Source organism: Pollutimonas sp. M17 (assembly GCF_025836975.1).
Lineage (GTDB): Bacteria > Pseudomonadota > Gammaproteobacteria > Burkholderiales > Burkholderiaceae_B.
This window is the reverse complement of the sequence record NZ_CP107548.1, coordinates 427,903-450,032: the sequence shown is the minus strand read 5'-3', so window position 1 is coordinate 450,032 and position 22,130 is coordinate 427,903. Positions and strand designations below refer to the sequence as shown.

Annotated in this window: 20 protein-coding genes; 8 read left to right on the top strand and 12 right to left on the bottom strand. The window is 60.6% G+C overall.

Going from position 1 to position 22,130, the window contains the following annotated elements:
- Positions 1 to 2: 2 nt before the first annotated feature.
- The 3 genes from OEG81_RS02110 to OEG81_RS02100 all read right to left on the bottom strand — a co-directional run bounded on the left by OEG81_RS02110 (position 3) and on the right by OEG81_RS02100 (position 3,438).
- A complete protein-coding gene (locus OEG81_RS02110) occupies positions 3 to 1,247 on the bottom strand; it encodes a branched-chain amino acid ABC transporter substrate-binding protein (RefSeq protein ID WP_264131070.1) in 1,245 nt (414 codons plus the stop codon).
- Between the two features lie 304 nt (positions 1,248 to 1,551).
- Positions 1,552 to 2,586 carry an amidohydrolase family protein gene (locus tag OEG81_RS02105; RefSeq protein ID WP_412034096.1) on the bottom strand — a complete coding sequence of 345 codons (1,035 nt, stop codon included), beginning with the start codon at positions 2,584 to 2,586 and terminating at the stop codon, positions 1,552 to 1,554.
- Positions 2,587 to 2,670: 84 nt separating this feature from the next.
- A complete protein-coding gene (locus OEG81_RS02100; protein ID WP_264131066.1) occupies positions 2,671 to 3,438 on the bottom strand; it encodes a GntR family transcriptional regulator in 768 nt (255 codons plus the stop codon).
- Between the two features lie 212 nt (positions 3,439 to 3,650).
- On the opposite strand from OEG81_RS02100, the gene OEG81_RS02095 reads away from it, so the two are divergent.
- The 6 genes from OEG81_RS02095 (at position 3,651) to OEG81_RS02070 (ending at position 8,840) form a co-directional block, all read left to right on the top strand.
- Complete coding sequence (locus tag OEG81_RS02095; protein ID WP_264131063.1) at positions 3,651 to 4,889, top strand: CaiB/BaiF CoA transferase family protein; 1,239 nt, start codon at positions 3,651 to 3,653, stop codon at positions 4,887 to 4,889.
- Between the two features lie 79 nt (positions 4,890 to 4,968).
- On the top strand, positions 4,969 to 5,397 hold the full coding sequence (locus OEG81_RS02090; protein WP_264131062.1) for a Zn-ribbon domain-containing OB-fold protein: 429 nt from the start codon (positions 4,969 to 4,971) through the stop codon (positions 5,395 to 5,397).
- Between the two features lie 23 nt (positions 5,398 to 5,420).
- Entirely contained in the window at positions 5,421 to 6,560 is a 1,140-nt protein-coding gene (locus OEG81_RS02085; protein ID WP_264131060.1) for a thiolase family protein, read from the top strand.
- A gap of 46 nt (positions 6,561 to 6,606) precedes the next feature.
- A complete protein-coding gene (locus OEG81_RS02080; protein ID WP_264131059.1) occupies positions 6,607 to 7,425 on the top strand; it encodes an alpha/beta fold hydrolase in 819 nt (272 codons plus the stop codon).
- A gap of 12 nt (positions 7,426 to 7,437) precedes the next feature.
- A complete protein-coding gene (locus OEG81_RS02075) occupies positions 7,438 to 8,211 on the top strand; it encodes an alpha/beta fold hydrolase (RefSeq protein ID WP_264131057.1) in 774 nt (257 codons plus the stop codon).
- A gap of 35 nt (positions 8,212 to 8,246) precedes the next feature.
- The gene (locus OEG81_RS02070) at positions 8,247 to 8,840 is read left to right on the top strand and encodes a DUF4286 family protein (protein WP_264131054.1); all 594 of its coding nucleotides are present in this window, start codon (positions 8,247 to 8,249) and stop codon (positions 8,838 to 8,840) included.
- A gap of 76 nt (positions 8,841 to 8,916) precedes the next feature.
- Here the strand turns inward: OEG81_RS02070 and OEG81_RS02065 are convergent, their stop codons facing one another.
- From OEG81_RS02065 to OEG81_RS02050, 4 genes are all read right to left on the bottom strand, one after another.
- Positions 8,917 to 9,834: a hydroxymethylglutaryl-CoA lyase gene (locus OEG81_RS02065; RefSeq protein WP_264131053.1), complete on the bottom strand. Its 918-nt coding sequence runs from the start codon at positions 9,832 to 9,834 to the stop codon at positions 8,917 to 8,919.
- A 128-nt stretch (positions 9,835 to 9,962) separates the two neighbouring features.
- Entirely contained in the window at positions 9,963 to 10,928 is a 966-nt protein-coding gene (locus OEG81_RS02060; RefSeq protein ID WP_264131052.1) for a Bug family tripartite tricarboxylate transporter substrate binding protein, read from the bottom strand.
- A 78-nt stretch (positions 10,929 to 11,006) separates the two neighbouring features.
- Positions 11,007 to 11,510, bottom strand: a complete 504-nt coding sequence (locus tag OEG81_RS02055) for a MaoC family dehydratase (RefSeq protein WP_264131050.1) — start codon at positions 11,508 to 11,510, stop codon at positions 11,007 to 11,009.
- 51 nt (positions 11,511 to 11,561) lie between these two features.
- Complete coding sequence (locus OEG81_RS02050; RefSeq protein WP_264131048.1) at positions 11,562 to 12,773, bottom strand: CaiB/BaiF CoA transferase family protein; 1,212 nt, start codon at positions 12,771 to 12,773, stop codon at positions 11,562 to 11,564.
- 494 nt (positions 12,774 to 13,267) lie between these two features.
- On the opposite strand from OEG81_RS02050, the gene OEG81_RS02045 reads away from it, so the two are divergent.
- Positions 13,268 to 14,059 carry an enoyl-CoA hydratase-related protein gene (locus OEG81_RS02045; RefSeq protein WP_264131046.1) on the top strand — a complete coding sequence of 264 codons (792 nt, stop codon included), beginning with the start codon at positions 13,268 to 13,270 and terminating at the stop codon, positions 14,057 to 14,059.
- Positions 14,060 to 14,147: 88 nt separating this feature from the next.
- Here the strand turns inward: OEG81_RS02045 and gudD are convergent, their stop codons facing one another.
- From gudD to OEG81_RS02025, 4 genes are all read right to left on the bottom strand, one after another.
- Positions 14,148 to 15,482 (bottom strand): glucarate dehydratase, encoded by a 1,335-nt coding sequence (gene gudD / locus OEG81_RS02040; protein ID WP_264131045.1) that lies wholly within the window; start codon positions 15,480 to 15,482, stop codon positions 14,148 to 14,150.
- A 23-nt stretch (positions 15,483 to 15,505) separates the two neighbouring features.
- Positions 15,506 to 16,417: a 5-dehydro-4-deoxyglucarate dehydratase gene (gene kdgD / locus OEG81_RS02035; protein WP_264131044.1), complete on the bottom strand. Its 912-nt coding sequence runs from the start codon at positions 16,415 to 16,417 to the stop codon at positions 15,506 to 15,508.
- Between the two features lie 119 nt (positions 16,418 to 16,536).
- On the bottom strand, positions 16,537 to 17,568 hold the full coding sequence (locus OEG81_RS02030; protein WP_264131043.1) for a LacI family DNA-binding transcriptional regulator: 1,032 nt from the start codon (positions 17,566 to 17,568) through the stop codon (positions 16,537 to 16,539).
- A gap of 216 nt (positions 17,569 to 17,784) precedes the next feature.
- Entirely contained in the window at positions 17,785 to 18,741 is a 957-nt protein-coding gene (locus OEG81_RS02025; RefSeq protein ID WP_264131042.1) for a Bug family tripartite tricarboxylate transporter substrate binding protein, read from the bottom strand.
- Between the two features lie 349 nt (positions 18,742 to 19,090).
- On the opposite strand from OEG81_RS02025, the gene garD reads away from it, so the two are divergent.
- Positions 19,091 to 20,680 carry a galactarate dehydratase gene (garD, locus tag OEG81_RS02020; protein ID WP_264131041.1) on the top strand — a complete coding sequence of 530 codons (1,590 nt, stop codon included), beginning with the start codon at positions 19,091 to 19,093 and terminating at the stop codon, positions 20,678 to 20,680.
- A gap of 106 nt (positions 20,681 to 20,786) precedes the next feature.
- Here garD and OEG81_RS02015 read toward each other — a convergent pair whose 3' ends face one another.
- Complete coding sequence (locus OEG81_RS02015; protein ID WP_264131040.1) at positions 20,787 to 22,031, bottom strand: TIGR03862 family flavoprotein; 1,245 nt, start codon at positions 22,029 to 22,031, stop codon at positions 20,787 to 20,789.
- Between the last annotated feature and the right edge of the window lie 99 nt (positions 22,032 to 22,130).

The following is a 22,130-nucleotide window of genomic DNA, read 5'->3' as shown; positions in this document are numbered from 1 at the left end:
CGCTAGCTCGGGCGCTTCATCTTGCACGTTGCCTGCGCCGGTGTGGCGGCTTCGTCAGCGCTGAATTTCTTCACGGGCTTGAATCCCAGGTCGGTGCCGTCCGCCTTGTATGCGGCGTCTTTCGAAGCCATGGACACCACCATGGGCATCAATGCCTGATGATCGTCGGCCCGCATGCTTGTTTTCCCCATGGGGGTATCGATAGACGTCTTTTCAAGCTCGTAGGCAAGCTTGTTGACGTTGAGCTTGCCGTCCTCGGGCTTGACCCGTCCCATGGCGTCGGCAACCATCATCAAGCCGAACACGGTTTGCGGCTCGATGAAGGTGGGCGGATGGCCCATCTTGGCGTTGTAGTCCTTGACGAATGCTTCGCCCGCGTCGCCGGCGGCTTCCGGGTTGAATGCCTGCACCACGAAGTGGCCCAGTGCGAGGTCGCCCGCGTTGGCGATATTGCCCGGCTGGTCCAGGTATACGGTGCCGAATCGCGCCTTCAGGCCGGCGGCCTTGGTGGCTTTCATCAATAGCAGCAAGTCATTGGACCAGTTCCCCGTCATCACGGTGTCCGCCTTGCTGGCGGCGATCTTGTTCACATAGGGCGCAAAATCCTGCACTTTGTTGACGTCGTGCAGCGTCTTTTCCACGACCTGGTAACCGCCAGGGGCTGCGTTATCCACGATCGCCTGCTCCATGTCCTGGCCCCAGGAATAATTCTGGTTTATGGAATAGACTCGTGTTCCCAGCGCATTGGCCTGCTTCATGCCGGCGACCAGCGCCTTGGTGCGCACTTGCGCATTGCCGGCGACGCGGAAGTGATAGAACTGGCACTTGTTTCCGGTCAGTTCCAGGGCTTCGGCGCCGACGTTCAGGTAGATGAGTTCTTTTCCGGGATTGCGCAGATTATGCTTGCGCACGTCCTCGGTGATCTGTCCGCCGATCGCGGAAGAGGCGCCCTGGACGACGATCTGCACGCCGTCGGCAATCGCCGCTTTCAGCTTGTCGGCGGCGCCGGCTGGGCCGCCCTGGTTGTCGTATTCAAGAAGCTGGACCTCTTCGCCGTTCCATCCGCCGGCCGCGTTCATCTTGTCCACGGCATAGCGCGCGGCGGCGCGATAGGTCAACCCTGTGGAGGCCTGAGGGCCTGACAGCGTTTCCAGTATGGCAATCTTGACCGGCGCCGCCACCGTCAGCGTGGACGCCAGCAGCAGGCTTGGGGCCAAGGTGAAACTCAGAGTCTGATGCAATTTCATCGCGTGTCTCCTGGGGGTAGTTCGTGATCGGCGTCGATTCGCTTTCCCACAGGATTTCCATGAAATCATAGGGAGCTTTGTGGCTGGCGCTCGACGGCACTTGTAATGGATCGATTGATCAGCCGAATCATAGAAGCCCCTTGCCCTTTCTCATAGATCAATAGAGGACGGCTCGATGTCTATATGGGACATCAAGGATCAGTGCTTACCCTAGGGGCGCGGGCAGCATCGAAATGGATCCATGATGCTCCACCAGGGGTTGACGAGAGAGGGCGGTTCCGACGAGAAACTGCGCTACAGGCTGCTACAGTTTATAGACCCGCGAGGCGGTTCCTGAAAAGAGTGCGGTTTTCTCGGCCTGGCAATAATTGGCGGACAAGCGCTTGAAGGCGTTCCACGTCGTCGCATAGCTATGCATGGCTTTATCGACCGGGAAGTTGCTCTCGAACATGCAGCGGTCGGCACCGAATGCTTCTATCACCGCCTCTACGTAGGGCCGCCAAGACCGGGCAAGCTGATTTGAATCGGGCGGCGTTGCGCGTTCATGAAAGCCGAACCCGAATAGACGCATGCCGAACCCGCCCAGCTTCATATGCATGTTCGGAAGGGCCGCCAGTTTGCGCATCCCGGCCCGCCATTCGGCAAAGACCTCTTGCCGCCGGTTCTCGTAGGGGCCTATGCCTATCGGCCCGCCTATATGGTTCAGGACGATCGTCGTTTCCGGAAACGCAGACGCCAGTTGAAACAGGTCCTGCAATTGCGTGTGATACAGCCACGCATCGAACACCAGTCCGCGCTGCCCCAGGCACGCGAAGCCTTCTTGAAATGAACGGTCCAGCAGCAAATCCGGCGGAGGCATAGCCAGGGAGCCTCGCGCGGCCGGATCAGCGTGCCAGGCAGAGATGTTTCTGATGCCCTTGAAGTGTCCCTTGCCCGCGGCGATATGCGCGTCCAGCGCCTGGCCGACATCCCCCCCTTGCAACAGGTCGGCGTAGCCGATAATTCCTGCGCATATCCGGCTCCCCTGGCGCCCCGCTTGCGCGTGCTCGGCGGCGATGCCCGCTGCAAACTCGGTTTCCCCCACCGGCCGCAATGCCTCCGGGCCGTCCGTACGGTAGCGCGATCCGCACTCTATATAGATGGTAGCGACGACGTTGTGGCCGCTGCCCAGGTCCTGGCGCAGCTCCGGCAATTCGTAGGTTCCATGGGGGCGCGACCAAAGATGATGATGCGCATCGACAATGGGCAGGTCCGGCTCCAGGATGGGCTCGGTATGCAGATCCAGCCATTCTTGCCGGACGACAGGATGTGCATACTGCTTGGGAGACGTGTCTTGCATGTTCATAATCCCGTTCAAAGTAAACCTGTTGCTGGTATGGGTGCCGACACTTGCCCTTCTGGATTGCCCCCGCGCATCAAATGCCTAGTATTGCCCCTCGGTACGCTGGCTCGCCTCCAGAAGCTTCAACGCGCTGAGAATGTTCGCACGGGTGATCGCCGCGGCAAGCGTCGGATCGCGGCTTTCAAAGGCCCGGAGCAGAACCGAATGATCTTCGACAGACCGCTTGATCCGGTCCATCTGCGACAACGTCCGATAGCGCAATCGCAAGGTCGTCAGCGCAAAGGAATCCATCATCCGTTGCAGCATGGGATTGCCGCAAATCTCGGTAGCGGCCTCGTGAAAAGCCATATTGGCATCGAAATAGCTGTATGCATCACCGCTTTCGACAGCAGCCTGCATCGCCTGGAGCTTCTCTCTGAGTAGGGCGATCTCGGCATCGCTGGCCGTTTTGGCCACGAGCTCGGCCACCAGGGCATGCAATGCGGCACGCACCTCGTATATGTGGCGGATCCTATCCAGGCTAAGGCTTTGAACGCGCGCCCGCCGCCGTGGAGGAATCTCGACCAGACCCTGCTTTTCAAGCATTGCCAAAGCCTCCCGGGCAGGCGTCCGGCTGGTTTGAAAACGCTTGGCAATATGCACGGAATTCAGGTCGGCCCCGGGCTTGAGGCGCCCTGCAATGATGTCCAGCCCAAGTTCATAGGCAATCGTCACGACCAGGGAGTCGTGATCTTCGTCCATGGTCAACAGGCGCCTGAGCGTCGCGCCCGCACCGTAAGAGAGACCTGCGGGGCCATTTCGACTGTCCGCCATAGCGCCTGGCAATTGTGCTTTATCTGTTCGATCCATGGACGTGTGCCTGCTTGCGTAAATTTCTAATGGTAACTAAGTCAGGCTCGGATAGCCAATTTCAAAGTGTCGACATTTTAATTATTATATGCCATAATTTTCCATAATTAATGGATATACGCTCCATGTGTCGACACGTAGGGAAAGAGGCATGCTGTTCTCACTTGCGTTCCGACCCGGCCGGCGTCCAAAACCTCCAAGGAAAGAGAGAAGTGAACAGCCTCAAGACAGCGCACCCCGTCCATACAGCAGTTGCGCAAGCCCCATCGGCCTTGAACGGCATCAGGGTGATCGATCTATCGATGTTTCTGGCCGGCCCGTTCGGCACCCAACAGCTTGCGGATCTGGGCGCGGACATCATCAAGATCGAGCCGGAGCACGGCGATTCCACGCGCTTGCTGCCGCCGCACTTTCACAAAGGCGAAAGTCTTTACTTTCTAAGTACCAATCGGTCGAAGCGCGGCATGTCCATCGACCTTCGCCAAGCCGAAGGCCGGGAGATCTTCTACGATCTGGTCCGCTCCGCGGACGTGGTCATCGACAATTTCCGTCCCGGCGTCATCAAAAAGCTGGGCGCCGATTATGAAACGCTTTCCGCACTGAACCCCTCCATCATCTGCTGTTCGATTTCAGGGTTTGGCCAAGACGGTCCTTATGCGAACAGGCCGGCCTACGACATGATCGTACAGGCCATTTCAGGCGGCATGAGCCTGACGGGCGAGCCCGGCCAGCGCGCCGTCAGGGCGGGAGTCCCCATCGGCGATATCTGCGCAGGCCTGCATGCCGTCATCGGCATCCTGGCTGCCCTGCGCGAACGCGAGAAATCAGGCATAGGCCAGGCCATCGATATTTCAATGCTCGACGTTCAGGTATCGATGCTTTCGTACCAGGGGGTCTATCACCTGTTTTCCGGCGAGATCCCCGGCGGCCAGGGAAGAGCCCATGCCTCGATTCCGACCTATGCCTCGTTCCAGGCAAAAGATGGACGCGACGTCCTGATTTGCGCCAACACGGAAAAGATGTGGATTGCCCTGTGCGAGATACTCGATCTGGATTATTTGCCCAAGGATGAAAAATTCCTGACCAACGAGCTGCGCCACACCCATAGAGCCGAGCTGGTGCCCATCCTGAATGACGCATTCCTGAAGCGGTCCAGCGCCGAATGGCTGGAGCGCCTGAACGAAAAAGGCGTCCCCTGCGCGCCGGTCAATACCGTCGCCGAAGCATTGCGGGACCCTCAGGTTCGCCACCGGGAAATGGTGCAAAAGTTCGAGCACGAACTTGGCGGCGACATCGAAGTGCTGGGCAATCCGATCAAGATGTCCAGATCGCCCACCGCGCCGATCAAGAGCCCGCCCCTGCTCGGGCAGCACACCAAGGAAATACTGCGCGAGATCGGCTATTCGGAACAAAAAATCACTTCGTTAATCGAGCATCGTCTGGTCGCTTGAGGCTGTCCGATTGGATGTTTGCATTTGACTTTCCGTGGACGATGTCCACGGATCTTTCCAGTACTACAAGGAACTGAAAATGACCGCATTGAATCCGCCTACCCTGATTCCCGGGGCCAATCCGGGCCTATCGAAAGAATTTCTGCATACGGGCCGGGAAGGCATGGCGCTGATCGGCCAGCGTTGCACCCACTGCAAAACCGTGCTGTTTCCCAAAACCGGCATTTGCCCCTCATGTCAATCCGAGGATCTGAGCGACGAGGTGCTTCCCCGCCAGGGCACTTTATATAGCTGGTCCGTCGTCCACGCTGCACCCAAGCCTTGGGTTACGCCCTACGTCATAGGGTATGTGGATCTCCCCGAGAACGTACGTGTCTTTACCCACATAGGCGGCGATCCGGAGCAATTGCGCATCGACATGCCCGTCGTCCTTGAAGCCGCCGACGTCGGCTTCACCAAGGAAGGCGCACCGCGGCCGTTTTTCCAGTTCGTTCCGGCAGCCGCCTGAAAATCAGTCATAGGAGACCCATCATGCGCAACGTATCCATCATTGGCACCGGTTTACTCAAGTTCGGCAAGTATCCGGATATCGCACTGGCCGACCTGGGCTGGCCCGCCGTCAAGCAGGCGATCAGCGACGCGGGCATACAGCCCGGAGACATAGACGCCCTGTTCTGCGGCACCGGCCTGGGCGGCCCCATGCCGGGACAACGCATACTTGGACGCCTGGGCATGGCGGGAATTCCCATCATCAATGTGGAAAACGCATGCTCCAGCGGTTCATCCGCCCTGAATCTTGGGCAAATGGCGATTGCCAGCGGGCGCCATGACATCGTCATGGTGATCGGCGTCGAGAAACTGACGAAATTCAATGGCGGTCCCATTCCGCTGGAGAAGGAAGACTGGGAAGTCAACAACGGCCTCGTCATGCCGGCGCTGTACGCCATGCGGGCTCGCCGCTACATGCACGAGTTCGGCCTGACGAAAGAACAACTTGCAAGCGTCGTCGTCAAGTCCCGCCGTCATGCCGCGCTGAATCCGGATGCGCAATTGCAGGCCGAAACCACTGTGGAAGAGGTGCTCGGCTCGCGCATGATCGCCGATCCCTTCACCTTGTATCAATGCTGCCCGACCGGCGACGGCGCAGCCGTGCTGATCCTCTGCGCCGAAGAGCTGGCCAGGAAGTACACGGACAAGCCCGTCCGCGTCGCCGCATCGCACATCGTGTCCGGAGAATTCGTAGGCGGCTTCCGCGACATGACCTCGCCCGATATCACGGTTCGCTGCGCGCAACAGACCTACGAGGAAGCCGGCATCGGTCCTGAAGACGTCGACGTGGCTGAAGTGCACGACGCCTTCACAAGCGCCGAACTCATGTACTACGAAGCCTTCGGCTTTTGCGAGCGTGGCGAAGCCATCAGGCTCTTGGAAAGCGGCGATTCCTCACTGGGCGGAAAAATCCCCGTCAACCCCAGCGGCGGCCTCCTGTCCAAAGGGCATCCGGTCGCCGTGACCGGGGCGGCCCAAGTCGTGGAAGTGGTGCGACAGCTGCAAGGGCGTTGCGGCAAACGCCAGGTGGAAGGCGCCAAGGTCGGCCTGACCCATGCGACCGGCGGGGGCATCAGCGGCTTCGACCATGGCGTCTGCGCAATCCATATATTCACTGTCTAGTGAACCCCCATGTCTTTACGCTGCACAACTGAAAAAAGGAATACACATGACACGGAACGCTGACGAGCTGCATTGCCATATACAGGGCGAAAGCGGACCCGAGCTCGTCATCCTCCATCCGGTCGGCCTGGATCATACCTTCATGACCAGCGTCATGGATGCAGCGTCGCAGTCGTACAAGACATTGGGACTGGATCTGCGGGGCCATGGCTCATCCATGGCCTGCCATCCTGAAACGACGCTGGATACCTACGTCAAAGACATTCAAGCCGCCATCCGGCGCCACTGCACGGGCAAGCCCATTGTCCTGGGACTCTCGTTTGGCGGAATGCTTGCGCAGAAACTGGCGCTGGACGAACCCGACGCCGTTGCGGGACTCATCCTGTGCGGATGCGCCGGCGGATTCACCGATCAGGTCCGTCTGGCGCTGCGCGAGCGAGGGCTGAAGGCCCAACGCGAAGGAATGGGCGCCGTGGTCGATGAAACCATAGAGCGCTGGGTCACGCCGGCCTTCAAGGCAAACCCGGCCGTAGAAAAAATTCGCCATACGCTGCAGCACGCGAATGCGGACAATTGGTCTTGCGCCTGGCATGCCATTGCCCAGTTCGACGCCATGTCCAGGCTGGGCGAGATCGCGATTCCCGCCTTGGTCATCGCTGGAGAAAATGATGCAGCGACGCCTCTGGCGACCACCGAGCAACTCGCCGGCGCCATTCCAGGCGCGCAACACGTCAAGCTGGCCGGAGCGCCGCACATGATGCAAATCGAGGCCCCCGATACATTCAACGCAACCGTCCTGGAATTTCTCCGTGCGCACTGGGACCCTGTGCGCCCGACAGGCGGCAATACCGGACACATTCAATAAAAGCCGATATCCATGCGCGAACTGTTGAACTACACGATTCAAAAAATCGATTCAGGCAAACCCGCCCTGCTTTTCATTCATCCGCTGGGCGCCGACCTGCATTTCTGGGATGAATGCATTGCCCTGCTGAGCCCTCACAGGACCTGTATTGCATGCGACCTGAGGTCAGCGGGCGAGTCGATGCGTTCGATCGGCCCCGTTTCGGTCGAGGAATGTGTCGGCGACCTTGAACGATTGCGCAGCACGCTGAACATCGACCGGGTCATACTGGTCGGATGCGCCATCGGCTCCATGGTCGCGACGGCGTATGCCGATCAGCACCCCGGCCGCACGTCTGCGTTGATACTGTCCAATCCTGGCCCCCGCATCGAGCCGGCGGCCGGCGCCGCGCTGGAAGATCGCGCAGCTCGGGTCCAGGCGGGCGGAATGCAAGCCATCCTTCCCGATGCCGTGGACAATGCATTCCATCGGCAACCGAAAGACAAGCGCTACGACGACTATATGGACAGGTTTTCACGCCAGGATGCAGCGGCGTATGCCCAATCCGCACGCGGCTTCGCCGGACTGGACGTCACGCAGGCCTTGCAGCGCGTCGCCTGCCCGACGCTTTTGGTGGCGGCCCGTCACGATCGTCTGTTGCCGCCTGCAGTCGCCAGCCAAACCCGTGAACTGCTCCCCCGGTCGGAATATGCCATCCTGGAGCAAGCGGCGCATTTCGCCCCCTTTCAGCGACCGGTGGAGTTTACGGAACTCATTCTTGATTTCATCGCTGGAAACGGACTTTGAACCGTCCAGGAACCCACCATGCAAAGGAGATTCTCTTGAGCCATACAGATAAAAAGGGCCTGCTTCTGGTTTTGATGCAGTCGCCGCCCACGCTGGAAGACGAGTTCAATGCGTGGTATGACACAGAACATATTCCCGAACGACTGGCCGTACCGGGATTTGAAACCGGGATCCGCTACGTCTGCATCTCGGGCGCACCCAAATATATGGCGATCTATGACGTCGAGAATACCGATGTTCTAAGCTCACCCGACTACCTGCGCGTCTCGTTCGACAATGCCAGCCCCTGGACCAAGCGCGTGACCAGCCGCGTGCAGGTGTATCGTTCCGCAGGGGCGCAGGTGTTTCCAGGGAACCTCATTACACGCCGCGCACCCCGCATTCTGCTGCTCAGGTTCCGCGGGCTACCGGAGTCGGCCGGCTCCATGATTGTGGCCGGGATGCGCAGCAGCTTCGAAAAGCGTCCCGAGACATTGCAAGTCCGCGTGTTCGCACAGGAAGCGGAATCGGGTATCGACTTCCTGGGCATGGTCGAGGCCAGCAGCGACACATCCACCCAATTCGACGCGGCAGCCTTCGGCGATTGCATCCAGGCCCTGGATCTCGTGAACAGCTACGCCGCCTACTGATCCAGCACGCGCGCCATGCGCGAGCCCTGCGGCCTCCGGTGAAACCTGGAGGCCGCAGGGCTTTTTTCTTACACCATCAGGGCAGTGGCGTGATGCGGGGCGCTCCCGCCAAATAGACATTGCCGTGCAAAGGCTCATTGGGCAACGCCGACGCCAGTGTCTTGCGCGCCTCGAACAGCGCGTCCAATGAGATTCCTGTCGTCATCCCCATGCTTTCAACCATGTACACCAGGTCCTCGGTAACGATGTTGCCTGTCGCCCCGGGGGCAAACGGGCAACCGCCCAAGCCGGCCAGCGAGGCATCGAAGCAGCGTATGCCTTCGTCGAGCCCTGCCAGCGCATTGGCCAGGCCCATGCCCAAGGTATCGTGCAGATGCAGCTTATACAGTACCTGGCCGATCTCCTGACGCACTGCGCGTATCGTTGAGCGGACCAGGGCGGGATTGGCATACCCCACCGTATCGGCCAGGACGACCCTGTCGGCCCCTGCCTGGGCCAAGCCATACGCCGTCTGAACCACTTTTTTCTGCGACACTCCGCCTTCCATTGAACAGCCAAACGCGGTGGCGCATCCGACATCCACGCGCATGGCGCGCGGCTGCGACTTGACCCAGTCGACGATGGCGCCCACTTCCTTGACCTGGTCGAGCGTCGTTTTACGCGTATTGGCCATGCTGTGGCTGTCGCTGACGGAAACAGGAATGATGACGACCTCTGCGCCCGCCTCGTAGGCGAATTGGGCGCCTTTCAGATTGGGCACAAGCGCCGCCACGCCGGATCGACCGGCGCGCAGCAAGCTCCGGATGACGGTGTCGGTATCGGCCATTTGCGGCACCAGCCTGGGAGGAACGAAGCTTCCGGCCTCCACTTCCGGCAAGCCGGCATCCAGAAGCTGGTTGATCCATTTCAGTTTCGTCTCGGTCGGCACGACATCCTTGACCATTTGCAGGCCATCGCGCGGGCCCACTTCACATATCTCTACATGCTCGCTCATTTTTCAACTTCCCGATTCTTTGTTTTTTCCAGCCAGATACGCCTATTGGGGAGGCTGCGGCCTCCCCAATATTCACAGCGGCTTGCAAGACCGCTGTTCTCCGGGCATGCCCTGCTCGACCCGACGGACTAGTCCACCTTGATGTGGTTCTTGTCGGCCACTTCCTTCCAGCGCTTGAAGTCGGCTGCCAGGAACTTCTTGAAATCCTCCTGTGGCGTTCCCAGTGCGAAAACACCCATTTTTTCCAGGCTTTCCTTGACGGCAGGCTCATGGACAGCCATCTGGAACTCTTTCGACAGCCGTTGCACGATGGCATCGGGCGTTCCCGCGGGAACATAGGCGCCGGCCCACTCCAGTACCTCGAAGTCTTTGTAGCCCAGTTCTTTCATGGTGGGCACGTCGGGCAGGGAGGGATGGCGTTCGGAAGAGGTGACGGCCAACGGACGCACTCGTTTGCCCTTGATGAAAGGCATGCCCGACCCTGCATTGCCCCAGTAGCAGGTGATCCGGCCTGCGATCAAGTCGTTGTACACGGCCGCGCCACCCTTGTAGGGCACGTGCAGCATGTCCACCTGAGCAACGTTCTTGAAGAGTTCGCCCGTCATGTGCTGGCCCGTTCCGACCCCTGCCGAGCCGAACGTCAGGGCGCCCGGTTGTTTTTTCGCGGCTTCCAGGAAGTCGGCAAACGTCTTGTAGGGCGAGTCCATCGCCACCACCAGGATATTCGGCTGGCTGATGGACAGGGACAGTGGAACGAAGTCTTTTTCGGGGTCGTACGGCAGCTTGCGGATGGCCGGATTCACCGCAAACGAGGCCGAATCATAGAATACGTTGTATCCGTTGGGCGCGGCCTTGGCCGCGATGTTTCCGCCGATCACCCCGCCGGCTCCCGCATAGTTTTCCACGACCACGGACTGGCCCATCGACTTGGCCAATTGCTGGGCGATGATGCGGCCTGATGAGTCGGTGCCGCCGCCCACCGCATTGGCAATGATCATCCGTATCGGCTTATCGGGATAGGTTTCAGCCAAGGCGGCCGCGGGCAATCCTACAGCAATGAAAAGTGCCAGGCACTTGCTCAGTAATTTCGACATTTTTGTCTCCTCGTCTCGGGTGATGTCGTGCGCGGCCACCCTGGCCGCGCCATTGGATGCTTTGCGGTTTTGTACCGCTTAGCTGTTTTTCACTTTGGGGGTCGGGATTTCGGGGCCTTGCCCTTCCCGGAAGATCATCATGGTCCGGAAGAAACTGATCACTTCCACGCCGTCCTGGTTGAAACCGATCGTCCTGACCTTGAGAATGCCGATGTTGGGACGAGAGTTTGAATCGCGCAGTTCAAGGACTTCCGACTGCGAGTAAATGGTGTCGCCCTCGAATACCGGCTTGGGCATCACGACCTTGTCCCAGCCCAGATTCGCGAATACATTCTGCGACAGGTCGGTGACGCTCTGTCCGGTGACCAGCGCCAGCACGAACGTGGAATTCACGATGGGCTTCTTCCACTCGGTCTGGCTGGCGTAATGATGATCGTAATGTATGGGTGCAGGTGCCTGAGTCAGCAGTGTGAACCATGTGTTGTCCGCGGACAGTATGGTTCGCCCCAAGGGATGGCGGTAAACGTCGCCCACTTCAAAATCTTCAAAAAAACGCCCTTTCCAACTTGCCTTCTTGACCATTTCATTCCTTTTGGTGATTAAGTTGCTGAACTCCGGGTGGCTGCGCCTGGGCTACGCCACCGCGTCCTGCTCATAGAACTCCTGGATTTCACTGGGCGTGAAGTCCAGGCATGAAAGAATTTCGGCTGTATGCTCGCCTAAAGCGGGCACCGAGCCCATTTCATATTCGAAATCCGTGAACGTCATCGGCGGCAACAGGGCCCGGATGGTATTGCCTCCGGGGATGCGGACATCCCGCCACCGGTCACGCTCGGCCAGTTGGGTGTGTTCCCACAACTCCTTGGCCGTATTCAGCCTGCCGTTTGCAATGCCGGCCTTATCCAGCAAACGAATCGCCTCCGTCGTGGACAGGCTGGAGAAATGTTGTTCGATGCACCGAGTAAGCGCTTTGGCGTTCTTGATGCGCACGCTGTTGCTTTCGTATTTCTCGTTGGTCGCCAGCTCCGGGGTCCCCATGACGCCGGCACAGAACGAGCGCCATTCCCGCTCGTTCTGAATGCTGAAGATGACGCTGCCGTCTTTCGTGGCATGGGCGCCATACGGCGCAATGTTGGGATTGTTCATGGCCAGGCGCGGAACCATGCCACCCTGATAGGCATAGCGATACATGGGATAGGTCATCCATTCCGCAATGGCATCCAGCATTGCAACCTTTACATTGGCCCCCTGCCCCGTTTGTCCTCGGCGAACCAGTGCGGCCAGCACTGCAGTGTGCGTATAAAGCCCCGTTGCAAGGTCCACGATGGACAAACCCATTCGCGCCGGCACATCTTCGCTGCCGTTGATGCTGATTACGCCTGCTTCGGCCTGGATCAGCATGTCGTATGCTTTTTTATTGACGTAGGAGCCGCCTTCTCCGTACCCGGAAATATCGGCGACGATCAGCCTGGGGTTTTCCTGGCTCAGGGTTTCATAATCCAGCCCGATGCGTTTGGTCGCCCCCGGCGCCAGATTCTGCACCATGACATCCGCCGACCGCATGAGCCGCCTGAGGATGGCGCCCGACCGCTCATGCTTTATGTCGATGGACAAACTGCGCTTTCCCCGGTTCAGCCACACGAAATAATTCGACTGTCCATGGACATGGTCGTCATACCCTCGGGAAAAATCTCCTTCCCCGGGCCGTTCGATTTTTATGACTTCGGCCCCGAGATCGGCCAGATGCCGGGTACACAATGGGCCTGCCAGGGCATGCTCCAAGGTGACGACCCTTATTCCCTTCAGGGGTAAATGACTGTCGCCGTTCTTCGACGAACACTGCATATGCCTCTCCAACTCCGTTTGGCTTAGATTGCCGGAACAATTTTCGATTTACGCTTAGTGTATACACTTTACGAAAAAGATTAGAGACATATTTCTTTGCTGTCAAGAATAAAATTCGCAACAGGACATCGATCCAAATGGAATGACCCACCAGACAGCGCAAACAGCGGCCAAGCTCGAGGGAACCTATTAGACATCATAAGACCATGAATAAACTAATAAATATTCATATTTTCGATTACTAGAAAATTTGAAAAAAGCACCTCCAAGGTCAGTTTGGGATGACCTTAAGCTCCGTCCAAGATTTTCAGGTTTTATTTTTCAGACATTGAAAGGAGAAACGTCTGTTGATCATGTAGACCTTAGTGTATACACTACGAAAAAGAGAGGAGCCTGACAACACAGTAGCCATCGGGTGCAGACGTTCGGATCCTGCACTCGGCCTCTCGCTTCCTTCAGATAGTTGACCAACCTTCAAAGGCTTGAACGAAACGATGAATAAAACCTATGAAACCCTGCTCTTGACCGAACAGGATCACGTCCTGACTGTCGTGCTCAATCGCCCCCAGTCCGGCAATGCCTTGAACACCCAGATGCTGACCGACCTGGTCGATCTGTTTTCAGAGCTGTATGTCGATCCCGCCCAGGTTCGTTGCCTGGTCATGACAGGCGCCGGCGAGAAAATATTTTGCGCGGGGGGCGATTTGAAGGAGCGCCATGGAATGAGCGACGAGGCATGGCGCCGCCAGCACGCACTGACCGAGCAGTTGATGCGTCACATCCAGGATTGCCCCGTTCCCATCATCGCCGCCATCAACGGCGCGGCGTTCGGCGGGGGATGTGAATTGGCGGTGGCAGTGGACTTCGCCTACGCCGCTGAAACCGCCCGATTCGCCTTGACGGAAGTCACCCTGGGGATTATTCCCGGAGCCAGCGGCACGCAGAACCTGCCTCGTGCTTGCGGGGTACGCCGCGCGAAAGAGATCACCCTCACCGGCCTGCCGTTCAATGCGCGCGAAGCCTATGATTGGGGTGTCGTCAACAAGGTATGCGCACCCGATCAGTTGCTGAACGAGACAATGGCGACCGCAAAACGCATCGCGCAGAACGCGCCGATTTCAATCAGGCAAGCCAAGAAGTCACTGACCATGGCGACCCAACTCGACCTTTCCAGCGGTTATCGGTTCGAGCTGGAAGCCTACTATCGCACGATCCCCACGAAGGATCGCCTGGAAGGCGTACGCGCATTCAACGAAAAACGCCCGGCCAACTTCACGGGCGAATAGCAGCCTCCAAAATGGGACTGCGCCCCACCGCCCGGAAGCCGTCCGGGCGATGGAGCGCAGTTCATCCATGGCTCCCAGGCGTCTTGCACTAGCGCACCAGGCAAGGCCTCTTGGAATCGAAGGTCCAGCCCGGCACCAGATACTGCATGGCGATGGCGTCATCGCGAGCGCCCAGGCCGTGCTGCAGATAGAGTTGATGCGCCTTTTCGACTTCGGCCATGTCCAGTTCCACGCCCAGGCCGGGCTTCCTGGGCACCTGAACGTAGCCGTCCACGATCTGCAGCGGCTCCTTGGTCAGGCGCTGGCCATCCTGCCAGATCCAGTGCGTATCGATGGCGGTCACGCGCCCCGGCGCGGCGGCGCCGACGTGGGTGAACATGGCCAGGGACACGTCGAAGTGATTGTTGGAATGAGAGCCCCAGGTCAGGCCGAAGGCCTGGCAGGTTTGGGCGACCCTGACGGAGCCCGACATGGTCCAGAAATGCGGGTCGGCCAGCGGGATGTCCACCGATTGCAGCGACAGCGCATGCGCCATCTCGCGCCAATCGGTCGCCACCATGTTGGTGGCGGTGGGCAGGCCGGTGGCGCGGCGAAACTCGGCCATGACCTCGCGTCCCGAGAAAACGCCTTCCGCGCCGCAAGGGTCTTCGGCATAGGCCAGCACGCCATGCAGGTCCCGGGTAAGGCGCACGGCATCCTTCAGCAGCCAGCCGCCGTTCGGATCCAGCGTGCAGCGCGCCTGCGGGAAGCGTTCGTGCAGCGCGCGGATGGCCTCCACTTCCTCTTCGCCGCGCAACACGCCCCCTTTCAGCTTGAAGTCCTGGAACCCGTAGCGCGCCTGCGCCGCCTCGGCCAGGCGCACGATCGCCTCGGGCGTCAGCGCCTCTTCGTGGCGCAGCCGGGTCCAGTCGTCGGCGGCATCCGGCTCGCTGCGGTAAGGCAGGTCGGTCTTGCGCCGGTCGCCCACATAAAACAGGTAACCCAGCATCTGCACGGCCTCGCGCTGCTGGCCCTCGCCCAGCAAGGCGGCCACGGGCACGCCCAGGTGCTGGCCCAGCAGGTCCAGCATGGCCGATTCCACGGCCGTGACCGCGTGGATGGCCACGCGCAGGTCGAAGGTCTGTTGGCCGCGCCCGCCGCTATCGCGATCGGCGAAGTATTCGCGCATGGCGGTCAGCACGGCGTTATAGGCGCCTATGGGACGGCCCACGGCCAGCGCGGCGGCGTCCTCGAGCGTCTTGCGGATCTTTTCCCCGCCCGGGACCTCACCGACGCCGGTATGCCCGCTGCTGTCCGTAACGATGACCAGGTTCCGGGTGAAGAAAGGCGCGTGCGCGCCGCTGAGATTGAGCAGCATGCCGTCATGCCCCGCGACGGGAATGACGCGCAATGCGGTGACGACGGGTGTGGATGCGGACATCATGATTTACCGGCTTGAGTATGTGATTATTGGGGACCCAGCTTCTCGATCAGGGCTTTCAGCTCTTCGAGTTCGGCGGGTTTCAGGTCCGTCAGGGGCGGACGCACCGGCCCGGCGGAATGCCCCACCAGGCTGGCGCCGGCCTTGACGATGCTGACCGCATAGCCGGCCGAGCGGTTGCGCAGCCTGAGGTAAGGCATGAAGAACTCGCGCAGCAGGCGATGCTGGGTAGCCATGTCGTCGTTCGCCACCGCGTTGTAGAACTGCATGGCGGTCTTCGGTATGAAGTTGAATACGGCGGATGAGTATACGGGCGTCCCCAAGGCCTTGTAGGCGGCGGCATACACTTCCGCCGTCGGCAGCCCGCCCAGGTAAGAGAACCGGTCGCCCATCTTCAGGAAGATGGAGGACATCAGTTCGATGTCGCCGATGCCGTCCTTGAAGCCGATCAGATTGGGACAGCGCTCGGCCAGGATGGCCAGCGAATCGGGAGTCAGCCTGCACACATTGCGGTTGTAGACGATGACGCCGAACTTCACGCTCTTGCACACGGCCTCCACATGTGCGATCAGACCTTCCTGGCTGGCTTCCGTCAGGTAGTGCGGCAGCAGCAGGATGCCATGGGCACCCTGCCGCTCGGCTTCCTGGGCGCACTGGATGGCGAAACGTGTGGGGCCGCCCGCGCCGGCAATGATGGGCACCTTGCCCTTGCAGGTCTGCACCGCCGTCTTGATGACGGCCGCGTACTCGTCGCCGGCCAGCGAAAAGAACTCGCCCGTGCCGCCCGCCGCAAACAGCGCGCTGGCGCCGTGCGGGGCCAGCCATTCCAGACGCGCGGCATAGCCCTTGGCATTGAATTCGCCTTGCGCGTCGAAATCGGTCAGGGGAAACGACAGCAAGCCATGGGACATGATGGCTTTGAGTTCCTGGGGATTCATGAAAGTCCTTTGATTTGGGTGAAGGCGGTGGGATGCGGTTTGGTACCGCTACCATATCGAATATTGAAATGGTAGCGGTACCAAAACACGCCGTCAATCAAAACCATCTAGGGTTTGCACTAGTCTGTGGTTTCGCGCTCAACAATGGAAAACCCCACATCGACGACACGTTGATCGACCGAGCGGTCGTCCGCCCTGTCGATCAGGCAGCGGGCCGCCAGCTTGCCGATGTTGGCCCCGTTGATATGCACGGTGCTGAGCGACGGAACCATATCCGCCACGAATGGCACATCGCCGAAACCCATGATGGCGATCTGGCCTGGAATGGGAATATTGCGGGCCCGCGCCTCGGTCATGACGCCCAGGGCCAGAAGGTCGGAACTGCAGAAGATCGCGTCCACGTCGGGGTCCGCGGCAAGCAGCCTGCCCAGCGCCTCGCGCCCGCTTTTGATGGAGCGCGAGGCGCCCACATTCACGATCGAAACGTCGGCCAGCCCGCTTTGCCCGACCACTTCGGCGAAGGCGCGGGAACGCCGGTTGGCGCGTTCATCGTTGGCTTGCACGATACCCAGGCGGCGCCGGCCTCTTCCTATGAAAAAATGAGCGACCTCGTGGCCGATCTCCAGGTGCGAGAACCCGACCAGCATGTCGATGGGCGTAGGGGTCAGATCCCAGGTTTCCACCACGGGGATGCCCGAAGCCAGCAGGCGTGTCCGGCCCTTGCCCTGCTGCATGATGCCCGTAAGGAAGATGCCATCGGGCCGGCGGCCGATAATGGCTTCCAGCAACAGCTCCTCCCGATGGGGCGAATAACCCGACTGCCCCAGCATCAGCTGGTAGCCCGCGTCGAACAGCGTGCCATTCAGGGCCTCGATGGTTTCCATGAATACCGACATCACGGTGCTGGGCACCACGGCGGCGATCAGGCGGCTGCGCGACGATGCCAGGCCGCCGGCCATCCTGTTGGGCACATAACCGGTGCGCTGAACGGCGTCCAGCACCTTCTGGCGCGTCTCCGCCGCAACCTGGTCGGGCGTATTCAGCGCCCTGGATGCGGTAATGGGCGAGACGCCCGCCAGGCGCGCAACGTCCCTGAGCGTGATGGCCCCGCTGCCGCGCCTGGATCGCTTCGTGATGTCTTTTTCGCTCATGGGATTCAAGATGCGCCCGTGTTGAAGGTATGCATGTCGAAAGGCCGCCGCGGATATCCGGCGGGCTGGCCCTTCGATCCAAAGAGCGAGTATACGTGCGGCCGCTCTGACCGCCAAAGCACCGGCATGAAGCAAATCGCGCATGCCCCGGCAGGCGCATGCGCGATTCCTTCTTCCGGCCGATGCGTGCTGCCCGGCCGCATTGTGCTTGCCGCGTTAGTTGGCGTTGATCTTGCGGGCCTCGATCAGGTCTTTCCAACGCTTGAACTCGGCGGCCTGGAAGCGCGTGAACTCTTCCGGCGTGTTGCCCACGATTTCGAAGCCCAGCTCCAGCAGCTTGGGTTTCACGGCCGGATCGTTCAGGCCTTTGACCATCGCATCGTGCAGCTTGGCCTTTACGTCGGCCGGCAAGCCGTGCGGAGCGGCGATGGCCTGCCACGAGTAGACATTGGCGTCCTTGATGCCGGACTCGGCCAAGGTAGGCACCTCGGGCAGCAAGGGCGAGCGCTTGGCGCTGGTTATCGCCAAGGCCTTCAGCTTTCCGGATTTGATCTGCGGGATGGCGGTGTTGATGTTCATGAACGAGGCATCCACTTGCGAACCCAGCAGCGCCGCCAGGACGGGGCCGCCGCCTTTATAGGGCACGTGAACGCCGCTGGTGCCGGTCTGGCGCCAGAAGAGCTCGGCCGTCAGGTGGTCGCTGCTGCCGCTGCCCGAAGAGCCGAATGTCATGGTATCCGGATTTGCTTTTTCGAATGCAATCACATCGGCAACGGATTTGTGCTTGGACGTTTCCGGTACGACCAGGACGTTGGGCGCCTGCACGGCGACCGTAAGGTAGTCGAAATCCTTGAGCGCGTCATAGGACACCTTGCTGTACAGGTGCGGCGCGATGACGTATGGGCCCAGCGACGATACCAGCAAGGTGTATCCGTCGGGTTTGGAGCGGGCGACATGGGCCGCGCCGATCGTGCCCGTTGCGCCGGCCTTGTTGTCGACCACGAAAGTCTGCCCAAGCTGGGTTTCGAGCTTGGAAGCCAGCAAACGGCCAATCAGGTCTGTGGAGCCGCCCGGCGGGAAGGGAACCACCATCGTTACCGTCTTGTCGGGCCAGGCCGCATGGGCCGACGTCATGGCTAAGGTCGCGGCAAGCGCGCAGAGTATTTTTTTCATGTTGCCTCCTGGGCATATTTTTAAAAAGAATGATGAAGCCGCTCTGGGCCGCGCTAATGAGGCAGCCTTTATGGTATCGCTACCATTCAACAGCAATGGTAGCGATACCAAATATTACCGTCAATAATTTTCTTTAGGTGTTTGCACTAGGTTCAGCGCTAATTCGGGATCTAAAGCCATGACGCAAAAAGGGCTATTCGACGCCTGTATGCTTGATTAAGCATGATAAGAGGCTTGGCGCTGGGCAACGCTGTCGCTGGATGACGATGAGGATATATTGGATTTTTCCATCTGTTAAGGCTTACAATGGTACCGCTACCAATTTACCTTTCAAGCCCAGGAGATAAGGATGCCCGTTGTATCCCGCACAGCCCCTCTGACGATCATGATGCATAGCCACGATAACGTGGCCATCGTGGCCAATGACGGCGGCCTGCCCGCAGGCACCGTGCTGCCATCCGGCCTCGTCCTGCGCAATGGGGTTCCGCAAGGCCACAAGGTGGCGCTGGTCGATATACCCGGCGGCACCGAAGTATTGCGCTACGGCATCCCTATCGGCTATGCCATCGAGACGATCCCGGCCGGCAGCTGGGTAAACGAACGCCTGCTGAAGATGCCCGAAGCCCGTGATCTGGACGGCCTGCCCATGGCCACGGTAAAGCGGCCTGCGCAAGACGCGCTTGCCGGCTATACCTTCGAGGGCTACAGGAATCGGGATGGATCGGTGGGGACGCGCAACATCCTGGCCATTACGCAAACCGTGCAATGCGTCGCCGGCGTCACCGCATTTGCCGTGCAACGCATCAAGACCGAACTGCTGCCCAGCTATCCCAATGTGGACGATGTCGTGGCCCTGGAGCACAGCTACGGCTGCGGGGTGGCCATCGATGCGCCGGACGCCGTCGTCCCGATCCGTACCTTACGCAACATCAGCCTGAACCCCAATTTTGGCGGCGAAGTCATGGTGGTCAGCTTGGGCTGTGAAAAGCTCCAGCCCGAACGCCTTCTGCCTCCCGGCGTCATTCCGCGCGTCGAGGCGGACAAGGTCGTTCCAGACACGGCGGCCGCCGGTGGCGGGCCGGACGTGGTTTGCTTGCAGGACGAGGCCCACGTGGGCTTCATGTCCATGGTCGAGTCCATCATGCGTCAGGCTGAAAGCCACCTTCGACGCCTGAATGCCCGTAAAAGGGAAACCGTGCCGGCCAGCGAACTGGTGGTCGGCGTGCAATGCGGCGGCAGCGATGCTTTCTCCGGCGTCACGGCCAACCCCGCCGTCGGCTTCTGCACGGACCTCCTGGTCCGCGCGGGCGCGAGCGTGGTCTTTTCCGAGACCACCGAGGTGCGCGACGGAATCGCCCAGTTGACCGCCCGGGCGAGCTCGCCGGAAGTGGCCGAGGCCATGATCCGCGAAATGGCCTGGTACGACGCCTACCTGAAGCGGGGCAGCGTGGATAGAAGCGCCAACACCACGCCGGGCAACAAGAAGGGCGGCCTGTCGAATATCGTCGAGAAAGCGATGGGGTCCATCGTCAAGTCGGGCTCGGCGCCGATTTCCGGCGTGCTCGCCCCCGGTGAAAAGCTGAAATCAAAGGGATTGACCTTCGCCGCCACCCCTGCAAGCGATTTCATCTGCGGCACGCTTCAACTTGCCGCGGGCATGAATCTTCATGTATTCACCACGGGACGCGGGACGCCGTACGGCCTGGCGGAATGCCCCGTCATCAAGGTGGCCACGCGCAGCGACCTTGCCCGGCGCTGGCATGACTTGATGGACATCAATGCCGGCCGGATCGCGGATGGCTCCGCCAGCATCGAGGAGGTGGGCTGGGAATTGTTCCGCCTGATGCTGGACGTGGCGAGCGGCCGTAAAAAGACCTGGGCCGAACACTGGAAGCTGGCGAACGCGCTGGTCCTGTTCAATCCGGCCCCGGTAACCTGAGCGGCAGGCCGGATCGCCGCCGGGGCCGCCATTGCGGCATGGATCGTATTTGCGGTGGTTTTTCCATGATCGACGACCGCCTATCTGGCAAGGCGCCGCAGAAAACTCAAGGCGTTTCGGTAAGGGCTGGCGTCCGATCGTCCAGCCAGCGCAGCACGCCCCGGCCCGCCGCCCGGCCGCTGGCGAAGCAGGCCGTCAGCAGATAGCCGCCGGTGGGCGCCTCCCAATCCAGCATTTCGCCCGCGCAAAATACGCCCGGCATAGCGCGCAGCATCGAATCATCGGTCAGGCCGTCGAAGCGGACACCGCCGGCCGTGCTGATGGCTTCATCCAGGGGCCGCATGCCGGTCAGGCGCACGGGCACGCCCTTTATGGCCGCGGCCAACGCCTCGGGGTCATCGAAGGTCTCCTTGGGCAGGCATTCGCGCAGCAATCCGGCCTTGACCCCGCGCAATCCCAAGCGGCTGGCCAGATGGCTGGACCAGGATCGGGAACCGCGCGGCCGGGCGACCTCTTCGCATACCCGCGCCAGGCTGCGGTCGGGCAGCAGGTCGATGCGCAATACGGCGCTTCCTTCGGCCAGCAGGGTCTCGCGCAGTTGCGCGGACCACGCATAGACCAGGCCGCCCTCAAGACCGTCCGAAGTCACCATGCATTCGCCCGCCCGCATATCGAAGTCGCCCGGCGGCGCGGCGGCGACCGCCTTGAGGGGCTCGCCCGCAAAGCGCCCCGAGAAATAATCCCCCCAGCCGGCCAGGAAACCGCCATTGGCCGGCTGGAAAGGCGAAACGCCAATGTCTCGCTGCTCCAGCAAGGCGCGCCAGGCGCCGTCCGAGCCCAGGCGCGCCCAGCTGGCCCCGCCCAGGGCCAGCACCACGGCATCGGCATGCCGCGCCACCGGCCCCTGGGGCGTGTCGAATCGCCAGGCCCCCTCGGCCGTCCAGCCCCGCCATACATGCCGCGCATGCAGCGCCACGCCATCGGATTTCAATCTTTGCAACCACTTGCGCAGCAACGGCGCCGCCTTCATTTCCGCCGGAAAGACGCGGCCTGAAGAACCGACGAAGGTTTCCACGCCAAGCTCGTCCGCCCATTGCCGCAAGGCTTGCGCATCCATAAGGTCCAGCCAGGGCGCGACCCGCCCGGCGCGGGCGCCGAAGCGCGAGCGGAATGCCGGCGCCGGCTCGCTATGCGTCAAATTAAGGCCGCCCCGGCCGGCCAGCAGGAATTTGCGGCCGACGGACGGCATGGCATCGTAGACGTCGACATGCACGCCGGCCCGCGCCAGCGTTTCGGCCGCCATCAGGCCGGCGGGACCACCGCCTATTACGGCTACGGAACAAGAGGACATGAAGTATGAAAGGAATGCAGCCGGAGCCTATTCGGGAAAATCGTAAGGTAGCACAAAGCAGCCATGTCCCAGCACAACTTATTTCCTTGTAAACAGCCG